The 16,391-nt window shown below is 68.4% G+C and carries 13 protein-coding genes; 5 read left to right on the plus strand and 8 right to left on the minus strand.

Annotated elements, in window-relative coordinates; all coding sequences use genetic code 11:
- Positions 1-19: 19 nt before the first annotated feature.
- Complete coding sequence (locus tag EV643_RS01165; RefSeq protein WP_133798037.1) at positions 20-3,331, plus strand: S8 family peptidase; 3,312 nt, start codon at positions 20-22, stop codon at positions 3,329-3,331.
- Positions 3,332-3,396: 65 nt separating this feature from the next.
- On the opposite strand, the gene EV643_RS01170 is transcribed toward EV643_RS01165, so the two are convergent.
- Genes EV643_RS01170 through EV643_RS01180 form a run of 3 tightly spaced genes read right to left on the minus strand, consistent with a single transcriptional unit; the run spans position 3,397 to position 6,429 of the window.
- Positions 3,397-4,296, minus strand: a complete 900-nt coding sequence (locus tag EV643_RS01170) for an ABC transporter ATP-binding protein (protein ID WP_133798038.1) — start codon at positions 4,294-4,296, stop codon at positions 3,397-3,399.
- Position 4,297: 1 nt separating this feature from the next.
- A complete protein-coding gene (locus EV643_RS01175) occupies positions 4,298-5,356 on the minus strand; it encodes a FecCD family ABC transporter permease (protein ID WP_133798039.1) in 1,059 nt (352 codons plus the stop codon).
- Entirely contained in the window at positions 5,356-6,429 is a 1,074-nt protein-coding gene (locus EV643_RS01180) for a FecCD family ABC transporter permease (protein ID WP_238165271.1), read from the minus strand. Before EV643_RS01180 ends, EV643_RS01175 begins: the two co-directional genes overlap by 1 nt.
- Positions 6,430-6,542: 113 nt before the next feature.
- On the opposite strand from EV643_RS01180, the gene EV643_RS01185 reads away from it, so the two are divergent.
- Positions 6,543-7,367 carry a siderophore-interacting protein gene (locus EV643_RS01185; protein WP_133798040.1) on the plus strand — a complete coding sequence of 275 codons (825 nt, stop codon included), beginning with the start codon at positions 6,543-6,545 and terminating at the stop codon, positions 7,365-7,367.
- A 61-nt stretch (positions 7,368-7,428) separates the two neighbouring features.
- On the opposite strand, the gene EV643_RS01190 is transcribed toward EV643_RS01185, so the two are convergent.
- Together EV643_RS01190 and EV643_RS01195 are read right to left on the minus strand one after the other, a co-directional pair.
- On the minus strand, positions 7,429-8,637 hold the full coding sequence (locus EV643_RS01190; RefSeq protein ID WP_133798041.1) for an alginate lyase family protein: 1,209 nt from the start codon (positions 8,635-8,637) through the stop codon (positions 7,429-7,431).
- A gap of 302 nt (positions 8,638-8,939) precedes the next feature.
- The gene (locus EV643_RS01195; RefSeq protein WP_133798042.1) at positions 8,940-9,530 is read right to left on the minus strand and encodes a TetR/AcrR family transcriptional regulator; all 591 of its coding nucleotides are present in this window, start codon (positions 9,528-9,530) and stop codon (positions 8,940-8,942) included.
- Between the two features lie 91 nt (positions 9,531-9,621).
- Between EV643_RS01195 and EV643_RS01200 the strand changes: the two genes are divergently transcribed.
- Positions 9,622-10,323, plus strand: a complete 702-nt coding sequence (locus tag EV643_RS01200; RefSeq protein ID WP_133798043.1) for an SDR family oxidoreductase — start codon at positions 9,622-9,624, stop codon at positions 10,321-10,323.
- A 23-nt stretch (positions 10,324-10,346) separates the two neighbouring features.
- On the opposite strand, the gene EV643_RS01205 is transcribed toward EV643_RS01200, so the two are convergent.
- Entirely contained in the window at positions 10,347-10,937 is a 591-nt protein-coding gene (locus EV643_RS01205; RefSeq protein WP_133798044.1) for a DJ-1/PfpI family protein, read from the minus strand.
- 166 nt (positions 10,938-11,103) lie between these two features.
- On the opposite strand from EV643_RS01205, the gene EV643_RS01210 reads away from it, so the two are divergent.
- Entirely contained in the window at positions 11,104-13,194 is a 2,091-nt protein-coding gene (locus EV643_RS01210; RefSeq protein WP_133798045.1) for a serine/threonine-protein kinase, read from the plus strand.
- 189 nt (positions 13,195-13,383) lie between these two features.
- Here EV643_RS01210 and EV643_RS01215 read toward each other — a convergent pair whose 3' ends face one another.
- Together EV643_RS01215 and EV643_RS01220 are read right to left on the minus strand one after the other, a co-directional pair.
- Positions 13,384-14,676, minus strand: a complete 1,293-nt coding sequence (locus EV643_RS01215) for an adenylosuccinate synthase (protein WP_133798046.1) — start codon at positions 14,674-14,676, stop codon at positions 13,384-13,386.
- Positions 14,677-15,001: 325 nt separating this feature from the next.
- Positions 15,002-15,481: a VOC family protein gene (locus EV643_RS01220; protein WP_238165272.1), complete on the minus strand. Its 480-nt coding sequence runs from the start codon at positions 15,479-15,481 to the stop codon at positions 15,002-15,004.
- Between the two features lie 90 nt (positions 15,482-15,571).
- On the opposite strand from EV643_RS01220, the gene EV643_RS01225 reads away from it, so the two are divergent.
- Positions 15,572-16,390: an AraC family transcriptional regulator gene (locus EV643_RS01225; RefSeq protein ID WP_133798048.1), complete on the plus strand. Its 819-nt coding sequence runs from the start codon at positions 15,572-15,574 to the stop codon at positions 16,388-16,390.
- The last annotated feature ends 1 nt before the right edge of the window (position 16,391 follow it).

Here is a 16,391-nt window from a genome sequence, read left to right on the forward strand (position 1 = left end):
CATCAGGAAGGGAGACGCGATGTCTCGACTGTCCCGACGCCGGCGCCTGACCGGTCTCCTGCTCACCTCCGCCCTGCTCGCCGGCGGCCTCGGCGCACCAGCCGCAGCCGACCCGAGCCCCCGCCCCTGGACCGTCGGCGAAACCGAGGCCCCCACCGGGAGCTGGGTCACGCTGCTGACCGGCGACCGGGTCTTCGTCGACGGCGACCGGATCTCCCTCGACCCAGCACCGGGCCGGGAACAGATGGGTTTCAGCCAGTATCAGCGCGACGGCCACCAGTACGTCGTACCGAACGACGCACTCCGCCTGGTCTCGAGCAACCAGGTCGACCAGCGACTCTTCGACGTCACCGGACTCGTCCTGTCCGGGTACGACGACGCCCACGTCACCGAGTTGCCCACGATCGTCTCGTACGATCCCAGTGCGGCCCCGAAGGTCCGATCCGCCGACGGCGCCCGGATCACCCGGACGCTGCCCGCGATCGGCGCAGCCGCGGTCAAGGTCGGCAAGGCCAAGGCCCGCGACTTCTGGACCGACCTGACGACCGGCGGTACGACGAAGCGCAGTACGGCCCCCGGGATCGCGCGGATCTGGCTCGACGGCAAACGCGAGGTGTCCCTCGACCAGAGCGTCCCGCAGATCGGCGCGCCGACCGCCTGGGCAGCCGGGTACGACGGTACCGGGGTGACCGTGGCCGTCCTGGACACCGGCATCGACGACACCCACCCGGACCTGGCCGGCAAGATCGTCGAGGAGCAGAACTTCAGCGACGCGGCCGACGCCGAGGACCAAGTCGGGCACGGCACGCACGTCGCCTCGACGATCGTCGGCAGCGGCTCAGCGTCCGGCGGGAAGTACCGCGGCGTCGCACCCGGGGCGAACCTGCTGAGCGCCAAGGTCTGCAGCACCCGCAACTGCGCGGAGTCCGCGATCCTGGCCGGGATGGAGTGGGCCGCCCCGAGGGCCAAGGTGATCAACATGAGCCTCGGCGGCGACGACTACCCCGGCATCGACGTACTCGAGGAAGCCGTGAACCGGCTGACCGCCCAGACCGGCGCCCTGTTCGTCATTGCCGCAGGCAACAACGGCCGGACCGGCGGGGTGTCCTCCCCGGCGACCGCCGACGCCGCACTCGCGGTCGGCGCGGTCGACAAGCAGGAGAACCTGGCCGACTTCTCCAACCGCGGCCCGCGGGTCGACGGCGCGATCAAGCCCGATATCACCGCGCCGGGCGTCGGCATCGTCGCGGCACTCGCCAAGGGATCCGACTATCCGGTGTACTCCCCTGGCTACACGCAACTCAACGGGACCTCGATGGCGACGCCACATGTCGCCGGTGCCGCGGCGCTGCTCGAACAGCAGCATCCCGCATGGTCCGCGTCCGACTTGAAGGCAGCGTTGATGGCGTCGGCCAAGCCGAACACCTCGCTCACTGCATTCCAGCAGGGCTCCGGCCGGGTCGACGCCGGTCGCGCGGTCCAGCAGAGCGTGCTGCCCAGCGTCTCCAGTCTGGCCCTCGGAACACAAGCTTGGCCGGCCGAGGACGACGTACCGGTGACGAAGACCGTGACTTATCGCAATGAGGGCACCGACCCTGTCACGCTCGAGCTCTCGACCACCGCCACCGGCCCGGACGGCACCACGGGCCCGGCCGGCCTGTTCACGGTCAGCCCGGCGCAACTCGTCGTACCGGCTGGAGGTACGGCGGACGCGGTCCTCACCGCCGACACAAAGGTGCCGTCGGCAACAGGCACCTTCACCGGTGCACTCCAAGCCTCGAACGCGGCCGGAGTGTCGGTCCGGGTGCCGCTGACGATCGCGAAGGGACACGAGACCCGCACGGTCACCTTCAAGGTCACCGACCGCGCGGGCGCGCCCGCAACCGACTACGCCATCTGGGGCGTCGGACTGGATCTCGACGTCTTCCACTTCCCCTACAACGCATCCGGGACGGTCACCGCCAAGCTGCGGCCGGGCCGGTACCACATCCAGTCGTCCGTGGTCAGCCCCGACGGCAGCTCGACCCTGCTGGTCCAGCCGACGCTCACAGTCGGCCATGACGACAACGGCGTACTGGAACTCGACGCCCGCAAGGGCACACCGGTATCGGTCATCGTGCCACGGGCGTCGGCGCGGACCAGGCTGGCCGCTGTCGGTTTGAACCGCGTGCTGCCGCGGGGTTACGCGATCAACGCGCGCATCACCGGCCCCGACTTCAGCAAGCTGTACACGGCCGACCTGGGCGACGAGGTCACCGCGGAAGAAGGCACCCTGGTGTCCGATGTGACCAGCCGCTGGGGCGAGCCGACCCCCGACGGTACGTTCTTCAACTCACCGTACGAGTACGACATCGTGAACTTCGTCCGCGGCCGATTCCTCACCAACTACAAGCACGTCGTACGGCCGAGCGAACTGGCGACGGTGGTCAACCGCAACCACGGCGCCACTCCAGACAAACAGCGCGGCTTCATGCACAACTGGGGTTTCCCGCCGGAGGGCGGCAGCGCCATCTCGTCCGCGATCCAGTACGACGTACCGAGCACCCGGACCATCTACTACAGCGCAAACGGCGTTGTGTGGAACCACCGCTGGGACATCGTCGGCGGCCGCCAATCACAGCTCTGGTACGACGGCAGCACCTGGCGCCCAGGTATGCGGTACGTGGTCGACTGGCAACGTGGCCCGGCCGGCCCGAAGTTCAACCCGCGCACGTACGTCGCCCGCGTCGGCAACACGATCCTGTTCAACGTACCGCCGTTCGGGGATGACTCCGGGCACACCGGTTACTCGCTGCTCGACAACGGCCGGGTCGGGTTCTACCAGGACGGGGTCAGGCTGGCCGAGATCCCGACGTACTTCTACGACGCGAGTGGACCGGTGCCGGCGGCTGACACGCCATACAGGCTCGAGTACGAGGTCGACCGCACGACCGGGTTCAACGCGTCGACTAAGATCAGCGGCTCCTGGACCTTCAGGTCCAGCCAGGTCGGTACGGACAAGTGGACGTACCTGCCGCTGTCGTCCTTCTCCTTCACACCACAGGTCGACCTCAACAACAGCGCACCCGCCGGTACGCCGTACCTGGTGCCGGTCAGCCTGAAGACGCAACCTGGCTCGACGACCTCACCGACGAAGAAGATCAGCGTCGAGGTCTCGTACGACGAGGGAACCAGCTGGCAGAAGGTGAACCTGATCCGCACCGGAACCGACACGTGGCTAGCCCCACTACGTCACCCGGCCAAGGGATCCGTGTCCTTCCGTTCCACCGCCGAACGCGCCGACGGCGGCACGGTCGACTACACCGTGATCCGCGCCTACAACCTCCACTGACGACACGTTGCGTCCGAAGAACTGCGGGTCATAGCCCACAGTTCTTCGGACGCAAGCTCGGTGGATCAGCGGTCGGTTGGGCGGCAGACGCCGTTGGCGGCGGCGGAGGCGGCCAGTGCCGCCGCGGCCGGGTTGACCGATGGAGTCTCGCTTCGATCGGTGCGAGTGGTGTGGCGGCCGATCGGGACGACCATCGGGGTGCCGGCTACCGGGTCGGGGATGACCTTGACGGCGAGCCCGAAGACGTCGTGGACGACCTGCTCGGTGATCACCTGCCGGGGTTTGCCCTCGGCAACGATCGCACCGTCCTTCATCGCGATCAGGTGGTCGCCGAACCGGCAAGCCTGGTTGAGATCGTGCAACACGAGCACGATCGTCCGCTCGTCCTCCTTGTTCAGGTCGACGAGCAGGTCGAGCACCTCGAACTGGTGGGTCAGGTCCAGGAACGTGGTCGGCTCGTCCAGCAACAGGATGCCGGTCTCCTGCGCCAGCGCCATCGCGATCCAGACCCGTTGCCGCTGGCCACCGGACAGTTCGTCGATCGGCCGGTCCGCGATCTCCAGCACGTCGGTCGACGCCATCGCGCCGGCCACCGCCTCGTCATCGGCCTTGGTCCACTGCCGGATCCAGCCCTGATGCGGATAGCGGCCGCGGCCGACCAGGTCGGCGACGGTGATCCCCTCCGGCGCGGTCGGCGACTGCGGCAGCAACCCGAGTTTGGTGGCCACCTCCCGGGTCGGCACCTGCTGGATGCTCTTGCCGTCCAGCAGCACGGTCCCCTTGCTCGGCTTGAGCAACCGGGCCAGCGTCTTCAGCAGAGTGGACTTGCCGCACGCGTTCGCGCCCACGATCACGGTGATCTTGCCGGTCGGGATCCGGACCGACAGATCGTGGATGATCTCCCGCTGGTCGTAGCCGACGGCAAGGTTCTCGGCCGAGAGACTGTGCTCCACAGGGTTCTCCATTTCAGCCACCACTGCCCACCCGGTTGGCGCGGGCCAGCAGGAACATCAAGTAGGGCGCGCCCACCACACCGGTGACCACACCGACCGGCAGTTGCGTGTCACCGAACGCGTGCTGCGCGATCAGGTCGGACAGGCTCACCACGAGCGCGCCGACCAGTGCCGAGGCGACCATCGCCGGCCCCGGCGAGCGGCTCAGCCAGCGCGCGATCGGCGGCGCCACGAAGGCGACGAACCCGATCGGGCCGGCCGCGGCGGTGGCGACCGCCGCAAGCAGAACGCCGATCACGATCAACCCGAGCCGCGAGCCTTCCACGTGCAGCCCAAGCCCGTACGCCGTTTCGTCGCCGAGCTGCAGGATTCGCAACCGGTGCACGAGATACACCAGGACGGGCGCCAGCACTGCGACCGTGATCGCCATCGACCGTACGTGCGTCCAGTCACGCCCGTTCAGGCTGCCGGTCAACCAGATCAACGCCTGCTGTGCGATCTCCACCCGGGCCTTGGTCAGCAGGTACGACGTGACACTGGTCGCCATCGCACCGATTCCAATACCGACCAGGATCAACCGGTAACTCGACACCCCGCGACGCCAGGCCAGCACGTACATGGTGAACGCCGTCAGCAGAGCTCCCAGGATGGCGAGACCCGACACCGCGGCCCCGGTCAGCCCGAGGGTCACGATCGCGAACACCGCGAACGCGCTCGCGCCGTACGTGACGCCGATGATGTCCGGGCTCGCCAGCGGGTTCCTCGCGATGCTCTGGAAAATCGCGCCCGACATCCCCAGCGCGACCCCGACCAGTACGCCGGTCAGCGCGCGCGGCAACCGCAGCCGGTTCACGATGAACTCCGTGGCCCGGTCCCCCGCGCCGAACAACGTCTTCACCACGTCGATCACCGGGATCTTGAAGTCGCCGAGCGAGAGCGACACGCAGAAGGTGGCGAACACGGCGAGCGCGAGGATCCCGATCACGGTCAGCGACCTGGCCCGGCGTACGGTCCGGGCCCGGCTGACGATCTGCGCACGCTCGGCCGTCTGCGCGGGGGTCACGGTCGCCATCAGAGGTCCGCCAGCTTCCGGCGGCGGACCAGCGCGATGAAGAACGGCGCACCGATCACGGCGGTGACGATGCCGACCTGTAGCTCACCTGGCTGGGCCACGATCCGGCCGAGGACGTCGGACCCGAGCAGCAGGATCGGGGCCAGCAGCATCGAGTACGGCAGGATCCAGCGATAGTCCGGACCGGTCACCAGGCGGGCGACGTGCGGAATGGTCAGGCCGACGAAACCGATCGGTCCCGCGGCCGCGGTCGCCGCACCGCAGAGCAGCACCACCGTCACCGCGGTGAACAAGCGGGCCAGCCCGACCCGCTGACCGAGCGAGCGGGCCACGTCGTCACCAAGCGACAGAGCGTTCAGCAACCGGCCGGAGACCAGCGCCAGCACGATCCCGATCAGGATGAACGGCGCGACCTGTGCGGCGATGTCGGAACCACGGCCGGCCAGCGACCCGACCGACCAGAAGCGGAACTGGTCGAACGTGTCCACGTCCCCGATCAGCAACGCGGTCGTCAGCGACCCGAGCATGGCAGTCATCGCGGCGCCCGCGAGCGCCAGCTTCACCGGGGTCGCGCCCTCCCGGCCCAGCGAGCCGAGCGCGTAGACCGCGACCGAGGCCGCCGCCGCACCGAGGAAGGCTAGCCACACGTACGCCGTGAGGCTGGTCAGGCCGAACCAGTAGATGCCTCCGACAACGAACAGCGCGGCGCCGCCGTTGACGCCGAGGATGCCGGGATCCGCCAGCGGGTTGCGGGTCACGCCCTGCATCAGCGCACCCGACAAGCCCAGCGCGGCGCCGACCAGCAGGCCGATCACGGTCCGCGGTACTCGCAATGAGTGGATGATCACATGATCGGTGTTCGCGTCGTCGTAGTGGCGCAAGGCATCGATCACTGTGGACAGCGGGATCTGCTTCGAGCCGACCGCGATGCTGAGCAACGTCACCAGCACCAGGAGGACAACGCACCCGACCAGTCCGAGCACGAGCGTGGACCGCCGGGTCCGCCGCGGGCGCGACGGCGTGGCGGTGGCATCAGGGCCGACGGAATCGACCACAGCGCTGGGCGGGGGCATTGGACTTTGGGATCCTCTTAGGTAAGGCTAACCTCTAGACGACGCCTTAGAATAACCCGGCCGTCCACGGGTCCGCATTCGAGGTTCCCTGAGTTGTTTATGGAGAAACCAGTATGACGACTGTGCTCGAGCGGCCGATCGTGTTCGACTCGGTCCTCGCCACCGTGGCGGCGGTCGACGACCTCAGCCCGCACCTGCGCCGCGTGACCTTCGTCGCACCGCGGATCGCGGACGCCGTGACGGCCGGACCGGACCAGCGGATCAAGGTGCTGCTCTCGCCGCCCGACGGCAGCGAGCTCATACTCCCGTCCGGCCCCGAGTGGTACACCGAGTGGTGCGCGCAGCCGGCCGATGAGCGTTTCATCATGCGGACCTACACCGTCCGCGCACTCCGTCCCGAGGTCGCCGAGCTCGACATCGAGTTCGTCCTGCACGGTGTCAACGGGCCTGCCTCGGCCTGGGTGAGTGAGGCGCAGCCGGGTGACCAGCTCGGCCTGATCATCCCGTTCGCGGTCGACACCACCAGCACCAAGGGCCTGCTGCACTCCGGCGTCGACTACGTCCCGCCGGCCACCAGCGTCCGCCGGATCCTGGTCGCCGACGAGACCGCGCTGCCCGCGCTGGCCGGGATCCTCGAGCAACTGCCGGCCGCCGTCCACGCCACCGTCTTCGTCGAGGTCCCGGACCTGGCCGACATCCGGCCGCTGCCGACACCGGGCACCGCCGACATCACCTGGATCGCACCCGGGGACGGCCCGAAATCGTTGCTTGAGGCCCTTAAATCGGCCGAGCTTCCGTTCGACGCCGACTACGCCTGGGTGGCCGGTGAGTCGTCGATGATCAAGTCGGTCCGCCGCCACCTGGTCAACGCGGTCGGCATGGCGAAGCCCGCCATCTCCTTCCAGGGCTACTGGAAACGCGGCGAGGCACAGATCTGAGCTGTTGCGTCCGAGGAACCGTGCGCCATAGGCCACGGTTCCTCGGACGCAAGCGATGGGGTCAGCTGGGGTTTTCTGCGTGCGTCAGGGTTTCGAAGGCTACGAAGAGGTTGTTGGAGCCGGCGGGGCGGCGGGACTCGGTGAGGGCCTGGGTGTTCGTCATGGCGATGCCGAGCCTGGTGTGCAAGGCGTTGTAGCCGACCTCGGTGATCGGCCCGAGACCGCGATGGATACTGCCATTACAGAGCCAGGATGGGACCGGCTCCAGGTTGCGCTCCCAGCGGGACTGGAACCCGAGGGCGTGCCGCAGCCGCTCGCCGAATTCACCGTACAGGTCGATGCCCTGGATCCGGGACGTCTCCAGCACGTGCGAGATCGCGGAGATCCCGTAGCCGGTGTGGGTGAAGTCGCGGCAGGTCTCCTGGGTCAGGCCATTCACGAACGTGGTCTGGCCGTGCCAGTACGCGATGATCTTGTCGCGGGTGTTGAGGTTCTGGCTCGGCTTCGTCTTCGGCAGCGCGCCGTCGGACTCGAGATAGACGAACGCGGGCGTCCGGACCCGGAACAACGAGATCGCCTGGTCGTACACGGCCTTGTCGTCCAGGAACACACCGATGCCCTGGATCGCCTCGGTCATGCTGAGTTCCCAGTTGCCGTTGGAGTTCGAGCCGTTGTAGATCTCCGGCAGGTAGACGTTCCGCAGCATCGTCCCGAACCGGCCCGCGTTCGGCCAGTTGCCGTAAGCGTGCTTGATGATCTCGGCCGCCTTCGGCCAGGACGACGCGGCCCACGCGGTCTGCAGCGGCGCGTTGCTGTTGGTGTGGTCGCGGATCGTCGCCGACCACGCGTCCATCAGCTGGATCGCCTTCTGCGCATAGCGATCGTCGCGGGTGACGTACCAGAGCACCGCATCCGTGTACGCCGCGATCGCGTCCTCGCGTTCGTTGGTGCAACCGAGGTTCGGGTTCGAATACGGACCACACTCGACCACGGCGCGCGGGGTCGGCGTACGGCTGAGTGATCCGTACTTACTGTCCCTGGCCTGGTTGAACGCGTTGGTCCAAGGCTGGGCGCCGGCCTGCACCTTGGCCCGGACGAAATCCAACTGCGGCCGGCTGACCCCGACCCCTGGATGTGTGAATGTGGCCGGCGCCTGCACGGCATTGGGCTGCTGTCCTGCTGGTTTCGGTACTGCGAGCGCGGGGCTGCTGAGCGTTCCGGTGACCAGTGCGGCGCACGCCGCGGCCACCAGGATGGTTGTCTTTCGCATGGGCGGATGTCCTGTCCTCGGGGCGGTCGGACACTGCGATTCCCCCACTACCGCAGGGTCTTTGCGAAAGTTTGACGACACACGGTGAGCACGTCAATATGTGGGCGGTTCCGGAACCACGACTGGAACAGACTGCCGATTTGTCCCATCACAGTGGAACAAAACGAGGCCGAGTGCCACCCAACGACGGCACCATCCGGCCTCTCGGAACTCTCGTCGTGGCAGCTCTGGAACTACCCTCCGTCACGACCGGGCAGGCGCTGTCCCGGGGCACGCGACCGCAGCCGCCGCCCAGCCCGGTACTAGCGCGCGTGGCCCGCCAGTACGCCGTCTCGCACTCCGGCGGCGTCGAGGAGGCCGGCTGCCAGCTGCACACCGGCACCGGAGAGCTTCTGGGCCCGCACGACAGCCCGGGCGCTCGCACCGTCGAACACCATGGTCAGCTGGACGGCCAGGGTGTCCGGATCCTCGGCGCCGGCGGCGATCAGCTCCGACCGGAAGAAGTCGGTCAGCTGCTGCTTGAAGTGCCGCGCGACCACACTGCCCGGATGCTCGGGGTTCTTCAGCTCGATCGCGGTGCTCACCAACGGGCAACCCAGGTAGTCACCGCCGGCCACCAGCTGGTCCTGCCGCTCGAAGACCGTCAAGATCCGGGCCCGGTTGGACAACTCCTGCTCCGGGCTGGGCAGCAACATCACCTGGTAGTCCGGCCCGCGGCTCGCCAGGCTCTCGGCGATCACCTCGTCCTTGGAGCGGAACAGCTGGTACATCGACTTCTTCGAGACCCCCGCCGCCTTGCACAGCGCGTCCACGCCGATGCCCACGCCGTCGCGGCGGAAGAGTTCGCCCGCCGCATCCAGCAATCGATCACGGGGTGTCGCCGAGGTCGTCATGGGACCGAGCGTACCGGCTCGATTTGAGAATCGAAACCGATCGGTCTACGCTCCATGGAAACAGCTCGGTTTCCAGGACTTGGAGTTCTTCATGACCACCCTCGAAGGCGCCGTCGCACTCGTCACCGGCGGCAACCGCGGTATCGGCAAGGCGATCGTCGACGACTTGCTCACCCGCGGCGTCCGGAAGGTCTACGCGACCGCCCGCGACCCGAAGCCGAGCACCGACCCGCGGGTGGTGACGCTACCGCTCGAGGTGACCGATCAGGCCTCCATCGACGCCCTGGTCGCGGCCGCGCCGGATGTCACCGTGCTGGTCAACAACGCCGGCGTCATCTCGCCGGCCACCTACCTGGATGCCTCCCTGGAGGACATCCGGCAAGTGTTCGAGATCAACTTCTACGGCCCGCTGAAGCTGACCCGCGCGTTCGCCCCGGTGATCGAGCGCAACGGCGGCGGCCACATCCTGAACATGCACTCGGCCCTGTCCTGGGTCGCCCGCGGCGGCTCCTACGCCGCGACGAAGGCCGCGCTCTGGTCCCAGACGAACGCGATCCGGCTCGAACTCCTCGATCGCGGGATCGGCGTCACCGGCCTGCACATGGGCTACGTCGATACCGACCTGGTCGCCGCTGTCACCGACCCGAAGGAGAAGCCCGCCGACATCGCCAAGGTCGCACTTGACGGTGTCGAGTCCGGCGCCCACGAGGTCCTCGCCGACGCCACCGCCCGCGGCGCGAAGGCGGCGTTGTCCGGCGACCTGGCCAACCTCTACCCCGAGCTCAGCCGCTGACCGGGCCGATCAGCTGTGCGCGGTCAGCTTAGGTAGATGTCCCCGTCGCGGGTGTACTCCATCGACCTGGCGATCCGGTCGGCGAGCTCGGGCGAGAGCTCTCGTTCGACGATGCGGAGCGCCAGGTCGATACCGGCCGTGATCCCACCGGCCGTGACGAGGTTGCCGTCGTCCACCACCCGGTTCTTCTTCAGCACCGGCCCGAATGCCTCGAACTCGTCCCAGGCATTCCGGTTGGTCGTCGCGGGACGGCCCTTCACCAGCCCGGCTTCGGCGAGCAGCATCGACCCGGTGCAGACCGAACCGACCCAGTCGAGCCGGGGACCCAGCTCGGCCAGCCGCGCCGGAAGCACCCCGCGCCGCGCCTCGGCCCACGAACCACGTTCGGCTCGGTTGAGCCATCCACCTCCGGGCACGAATACCGCGTTCGGCGTACCGAGTCCCTCAGGCGCCTTGAACTGCAGCCCGTGCATGCCAGTCACCTCGACCGGCCCGTCCAGCCCGACCAGCGCCACCTCGAGGTCCGACCGCCCAGCAGCGAGGCTCCACACCTCGAACGGCCCCATCACGTCCATCTCGTCCACACCGTCGAAGACCAGCATTTCGATTCGCATACGCCAACCCAACCGGTCCGGCCTGACTCACCACCAGTGGCCAAGCAGCCCACCTTCAGCAGAATCTGGCCACCCGTGACGAACAGTGCGCGGCCGGACGGTGACCGGTTGAGGTCATCCCTTCGACCCGGGTTATGTGGGCCGGTGCCGACGTACCGTAGATGGCATGTCAGGAACCGGGGGACTCCCTTCTCCGCCGACGGAGGAACCTTCCGTACCCACGGAGGTCGCCGCCGCGGTGACGGAGGTGGAGGAGCGGGTGGGGCCGTACCGGCTGGTGCGGCAGTTGGGCCAGGGCGGCATGGGTGTCGTCTACCTGGCCGAAGGGCCCGACCACAAAGAGGTCGCACTGAAGGTGCTGCGGCCGCACGTCGCGCACGACCCGACCGCCCGGGCACGCCTGGAACGTGAGGCGACCACCCTGAAGAAGGTGAGCCACCCGGGCGTCGCCGGGATCGTCGACTACGACCTGCAGGCCGACCGCCCGTACCTGGTGACCCGTTTCATCCCCGGCCGACCGCTCGACGAACAGGTGGACGAGCGCGGCCCGCTGACCCCACAGCGCTGGCTGCCGACGGCCGGCTGCCTCGCCGAGTCGCTGCAGGCGATCCACCGGGCCGGCGTGATCCACCGCGACCTCAAGCCCGGCAACGTGATGATGTTCAACGGCAAGCCGGTGATGATCGACTTCGGCATCGCCCAGGCCGCCGACGACCTGCGGCTGACCCAGACCGGCCTGGTGATCGGTACGCCGGGCTACCTCGCGCCGGAGTTGATCGAAGGCGAGATGGTGTCCGAGTCGGCCGACTGGTGGGGCTGGGCGGCCACGGTCGCCTTCGCGGCCACCGGGCGCCGGCCGTTCGGCAAGGGGCCGTTCGAGATCGTGCTGCACCGCGTCCGGAGCGGCAAGGCCGACCTGGAGGGCCTGGACCCGCGACTGAAGCCACTACTCGCCGCTGCCCTAGCCCCCGATCGCCGGGACCGCCCCACGCAGCAGGAGATCATGACCGGCCTGAACCGGTACGCCGAGGGCCGGGACGCCCTGGTCACGCAGCACGGCACCGGGCCGACCGTGGTGGTGAATCCGCCGACCGCGCTGATGACCCGGGTGATGCCGGAGGACGCCGGGTCGGTGTCTATGGAGCCGGATCCGGTCGAGGTGGCGCAGCTGGTGCCATCGGTGATTCCGCCGCTGTCCGCGTTCGCGCCGCTGCGGGACAAGCTGCGCGACGTGGCCGCCCAGCAGAAGGCCGAACGCATGCAGGCGAAGGCGATGCCGGTGCACCCCGCCACGTACAGCCCGGCGCCGAACGCAGCCGCACCCGCCGCCATGCCATTGCCGTACCAGGCCGCGCCGCCTCCCGGGCTGGGCGGTCCGCCTGCGGGCCCTGGGTACGCCTCGCCACCACCGGCGAACTACCCCGTCACCTACCAGACCCCCGCGAACTACCACGCGCCGGCCAACTACCAGCCGACGAACTACCAGCCCGATAACTACCAGCCCGACAACTACCGGCCGGACAACTACCAGGCGCCGACGAACCACCCGGTGCCCGCGCAGCCGCAGTACGAGGGCAAGCAGAAGGAGAAGCTGCCGCCGCATCTGCAGCCCTCGCGGGGTGGCCTGCTGTTCACGGTGCTGTTGGCACTAGCGGCGCTGACCGCGCTCCTGCCGGTCGCCGGGATCCTGGTCGCCACGGCCCTGGTCGTACTGGCCCGCATGGTCGACAAGTCCAGTACTGCGCTCCTCCGTCGCCGGACAGTCCGTGGCGGTCCCGGCCGATCCGACGGCCTCGTGGCCGTTGCGGCGAGCCCTGTTCACCTGGTGAGTGCCGCGCTCATCACTCTCCCGTGCGCGATCATCCCGCTCATCGTCGGCTTTATCGCGGGCGGCATGACCACGCTGGTCCTCGCCCTCGCCTACGGCTTCAGCTGGGCGCCACTCGAGGCGGTGAGTGTCGGCGCAGGCGCCTTCATCGGCCTCCTGACCGCATGGGTCGGCCCCGGCGGCGCCTCCCTCCGCCGCGGCGCCCAAGCCGGCCTGCGCGCCGCGTTCCGCCCGAGCTGGCTGAGCGCCCTCGCGACCCTGGCCCTGCTCGGCGTCACCGCGTTCCTCGCCGTCACCGCCTACGCGACCGGCCCCGACTGGACCCCTCTCGGCGACGCCTTCCGCCTGCCCGATCTCCCCAACCGCCCCACCCTCGACACCCTCCGAGACCTCCCCATCCTCCGAGACCTCCCCTTCCTCGGCAACTGATGGTTGGGTCTCGGCCGCTGACAGCAGGATCCCGGCCGCTGAGGGCTGGTCTCAGCCGCTGACCCACCAGCCTCAGCGGGCTGACAAGAAGCGGGGAGCTTGAACAAGAAACGGTGGGCCTGAACAAGCTGCAGCAGGTCCAAGGTCCCGGTTTGTTGTTCAAGCTCCCGGGCAGGCCTCCGCCAGATCTCAGATGCGGTTGTCGAGGATGACCATTTGGGTGCGTTCGGGGCCTACTCCGACGGCGGAGATGGGGGCGCCGCTCATCGACTCGACTGCGCGGACGTAGGTCTGGGCGTTCTTCGGCAGGTCCTCGAAGGTGCGGCAGCCGGTGATGTCGTCGTCCCAGCCGTCGAGCTCTTCGTACACCGGAACCGCGTGGTGGAAGTCGGTCTGGGTCATCGGCATCTCGTCGTGCCGGACCCCGTGTACGTCGTACGCGATGCAGACCGGAATCTTCTCGCGGCCGGTGAGCGTGTCCAGTTTGGTCAGGACGAAGTCGGAGACGCCGTTCACGCGCGCGGCGTACCGGGCGATGACGGAGTCGTACCAGCCGCAGCGACGGGGCCGACCGGTCGTCGTACCGAACTCGAAGCCCTGTTGCCGCAGCCACTCGCCGTCGGCGTCCAGCAGTTCGGTCGGGAACGGGCCCTCGCCGACGCGCGTGGTGTACGCCTTGACGACGGCCATCACGCGATCGATCCGGGTCGGCGGGATGCCCGAACCCGTGCAGGCGCCGGCCGAGATCGCGTTCGACGACGTGACGAACGGGTAGGTGCCGTGGTCGACGTCGAGAAGCGTCGCCTGGCCGGCCTCCATCAGCACCGTCTTGCCCGCGTCGAGGGCGTTGTTCAGCAGCAGGCTCGTGTCCGCGACCATCGGCTTCAACCGGTCGGCGTACCCGAGCAGCTCGTCGACGACCTCGGAGATCTCCACCGCGCGCCGGTTGTAGACCTTCACCAGCAACTGGTTCTTCAGCTCCAGCGCGCCGGTCACCTTCTGCTCGAGGATCTTCTCGTCGTACAGGTCCTGGACCCGGATCCCGATCCGGTTCATCTTGTCCGCGTACGTCGGGCCGATGCCGCGCCCGGTGGTGCCGATCTTGCGGCTGCCGAGGAATCGCTCGGTCACCTTGTCGAGGGTCCGGTTGTACGGCGGGATCAGGTGCGCGCTCGCGCTGACCACCAGGCGCGACGTGTCGACGCCGCGGGCCTGCAACGCGTCCAGCTCCTCGAACAGCACGTTCAGATCGACCACCACCCCGTTGCCGATGACGGGCGTCACTCCGGGGGTCAGGATCCCGCTCGGCAGCAGGTGCAGCGCGTACTTCTCGGTGCCGATGACAACCGTGTGGCCGGCGTTGTTGCCGCCGTTGAACTTCACCACGTAGTCGATCACGGCCCCGGTGTTGCCGAGCAGATCGGTCGCTTTACCCTTGCCCTCATCGCCCCACTGGGCGCCGACGAGCACGATTGCGGGCATCTCAGCCCTCCTCTTCAGGCGCGTCGGCCGACGCTCCGTTGCCGTGCGCGGCCGGTCGCTGGAAACGGTGAAGCCCGGAGACGTTCACCGAACATTCATCCGGCGCCGCATCCAGGCTCTTGCGACCAAAGCCTACCGGACCAAGGATCTACCACGTCGCTACCACGTCACTGGTGGAGACAGTTGTGCGACACGTGACGATCCGGGCACTCTTCGTCTCCGACGGGGTTGCCAATCTGCGTGATCACGTGCACACTCTTAGTCAGCGGCCCGCCGAAACTGCCGCAGGGGACGGTTCCGGCGGGCCGCTTCCTTATGCCCCCAGCTACTCCGTCTTCCCCAGCTCCTCCGGGTTCGACGCCAGCCACTCCTTCACCCGGCGATCCGCCTCCTCGCGGGACACGTCCTCGACCTTGGTCAGGATCGCCCACCGATGCCCGAACGGGTCGATCACCGTCCCGTACCGGTCGCCCGTCATGAACGTCTGCACCTGTTCCACCGGCGTCGCGCCCGCCTCGACCGCCTTCGCGAAGGTCGCGTCCACATCCGGCACGTAGTGCACCAGCGACGAGTGCACCCACTCGCCGTTCGGCGCGCGCAGCCCGATCTGCGGCATCTCGTCGCTCAGCTGCAGCATCGAGTTCCCGAACTTCAGCTCGACCTGCCCGACCCGCCCGTCCGGCAGGTCCTGCCGGCTGATCACCTCGGCCCCGAACACCCGCTGGTAGAACTCGATCGCCTTCGGTCCGTCCGAGACCGCCAGGTACGGGGTGAGCGAGTGATAACCGTCGGGGATGGGCCGCACTGATAAATTTCTGCCCGTGTTGGTCGTCGTCATACCCGCAGTCTTCGCCGCACCCAGACCCCCGGTCTTGTAAGAAAGCGACAGCCGAACGTGACCCAACCCCCGGACAGCGAGAAGGGCATCCTGCACCCGCGGGAACAGGCCCGGCACCGCACCCTGAACCGGCTCGCGCCCGGCCCCGCGGTCGGCCGGTTCGTCGAGTGGTACTGGATCGTCGAGTGGGACCTGCAGCAGCCGTACGTCGCGGAGGTGCTGCCGTATCCGAGCGTCAACGTCACCTTCGAGCAACCCGGCGGCGCGTTCCTCAACGGCGTCTGCACCAAGAAGTTCGAACGCGAACTGATCGGCCGCGGCCGGTGCTTCGGGGTGAAGTTCTGGGCCGGCGGATTCGGCGCCGTGACCGGCCGGGACGTCGCCGCGTTCCGGGACCAGCGGCTCCCGCTGACCGAGGTGTTCGCGGACGCCGACCGACTGGCGGACCTGGTCTTCGCTGAGGAATCCGATGTCCGCCGCCGAGCCGTGATCGAGGCGTACCTCAAGGATCACCTGGTGCCCGCCGACCCGCAGTACGAGCTGGTCCGGGAGATCGTCACCGCGATGGCCGACGACCGGTCCATCACCCGCGTCGACCAGCTGACCGACCGCTACGACATCCCCATCCGCACCCTCCAACGCCTCTTCCGCCGGTACGTCGGCGTCGGCCCCAAGTGGGTACTGCGCCGCTACCGCCTGCACGACGGCGCCGAACTCCTGGCCCGCGGCGACACCGCCGAACTCGCCGACCTGGCCGTCGCCCTCGGCTACTTCGACCAGGCCCACTTCACCCGGGAATTCAAAGACCAGATCGGCCTGACGCCGGCCGAGTACGCAGCGCGCACCCAGGCCGAACGCCAGACCGCCCTCTACTGAG

The sequence above is a fragment of the Kribbella caucasensis genome, from assembly GCF_004361855.1.
GTDB classification, from domain to species: domain Bacteria; phylum Actinomycetota; class Actinomycetes; order Propionibacteriales; family Kribbellaceae; genus Kribbella; species Kribbella caucasensis.

What these genes read in the sequence shown, in the direction of transcription:
- EV643_RS01165 (WP_133798037.1), top strand. Translation starts at nt 20, where the DNA reads ATGTCTCGACTGTCCCGACGCCGGCGCCTGACCGGTCTCCTGCTCACC.
- EV643_RS01215 (WP_133798046.1), bottom strand. Translation starts at nt 14,676, where the DNA reads ATGCCCGCAATCGTGCTCGTCGGCGCCCAGTGGGGCGATGAGGGCAAG.
- EV643_RS01190 (WP_133798041.1), bottom strand. Translation starts at nt 8,637, where the DNA reads ATGCGAAAGACAACCATCCTGGTGGCCGCGGCGTGCGCCGCACTGGTC.
- EV643_RS01195 (WP_133798042.1), bottom strand. Translation starts at nt 9,530, where the DNA reads ATGACGACCTCGGCGACACCCCGTGATCGATTGCTGGATGCGGCGGGC.
- EV643_RS01180 (WP_238165271.1), bottom strand. Translation starts at nt 6,429, where the DNA reads ATGCCCCCGCCCAGCGCTGTGGTCGATTCCGTCGGCCCTGATGCCACC.
- EV643_RS01175 (WP_133798039.1), bottom strand. Translation starts at nt 5,356, where the DNA reads ATGGCGACCGTGACCCCCGCGCAGACGGCCGAGCGTGCGCAGATCGTC.
- EV643_RS01185 (WP_133798040.1), top strand. Translation starts at nt 6,543, where the DNA reads ATGACGACTGTGCTCGAGCGGCCGATCGTGTTCGACTCGGTCCTCGCC.
- EV643_RS01210 (WP_133798045.1), top strand. Translation starts at nt 11,104, where the DNA reads ATGTCAGGAACCGGGGGACTCCCTTCTCCGCCGACGGAGGAACCTTCC.
- EV643_RS01170 (WP_133798038.1), bottom strand. Translation starts at nt 4,296, where the DNA reads ATGGAGAACCCTGTGGAGCACAGTCTCTCGGCCGAGAACCTTGCCGTC.
- EV643_RS01205 (WP_133798044.1), bottom strand. Translation starts at nt 10,937, where the DNA reads ATGCGAATCGAAATGCTGGTCTTCGACGGTGTGGACGAGATGGACGTG.
- EV643_RS01200 (WP_133798043.1), top strand. Translation starts at nt 9,622, where the DNA reads ATGACCACCCTCGAAGGCGCCGTCGCACTCGTCACCGGCGGCAACCGC.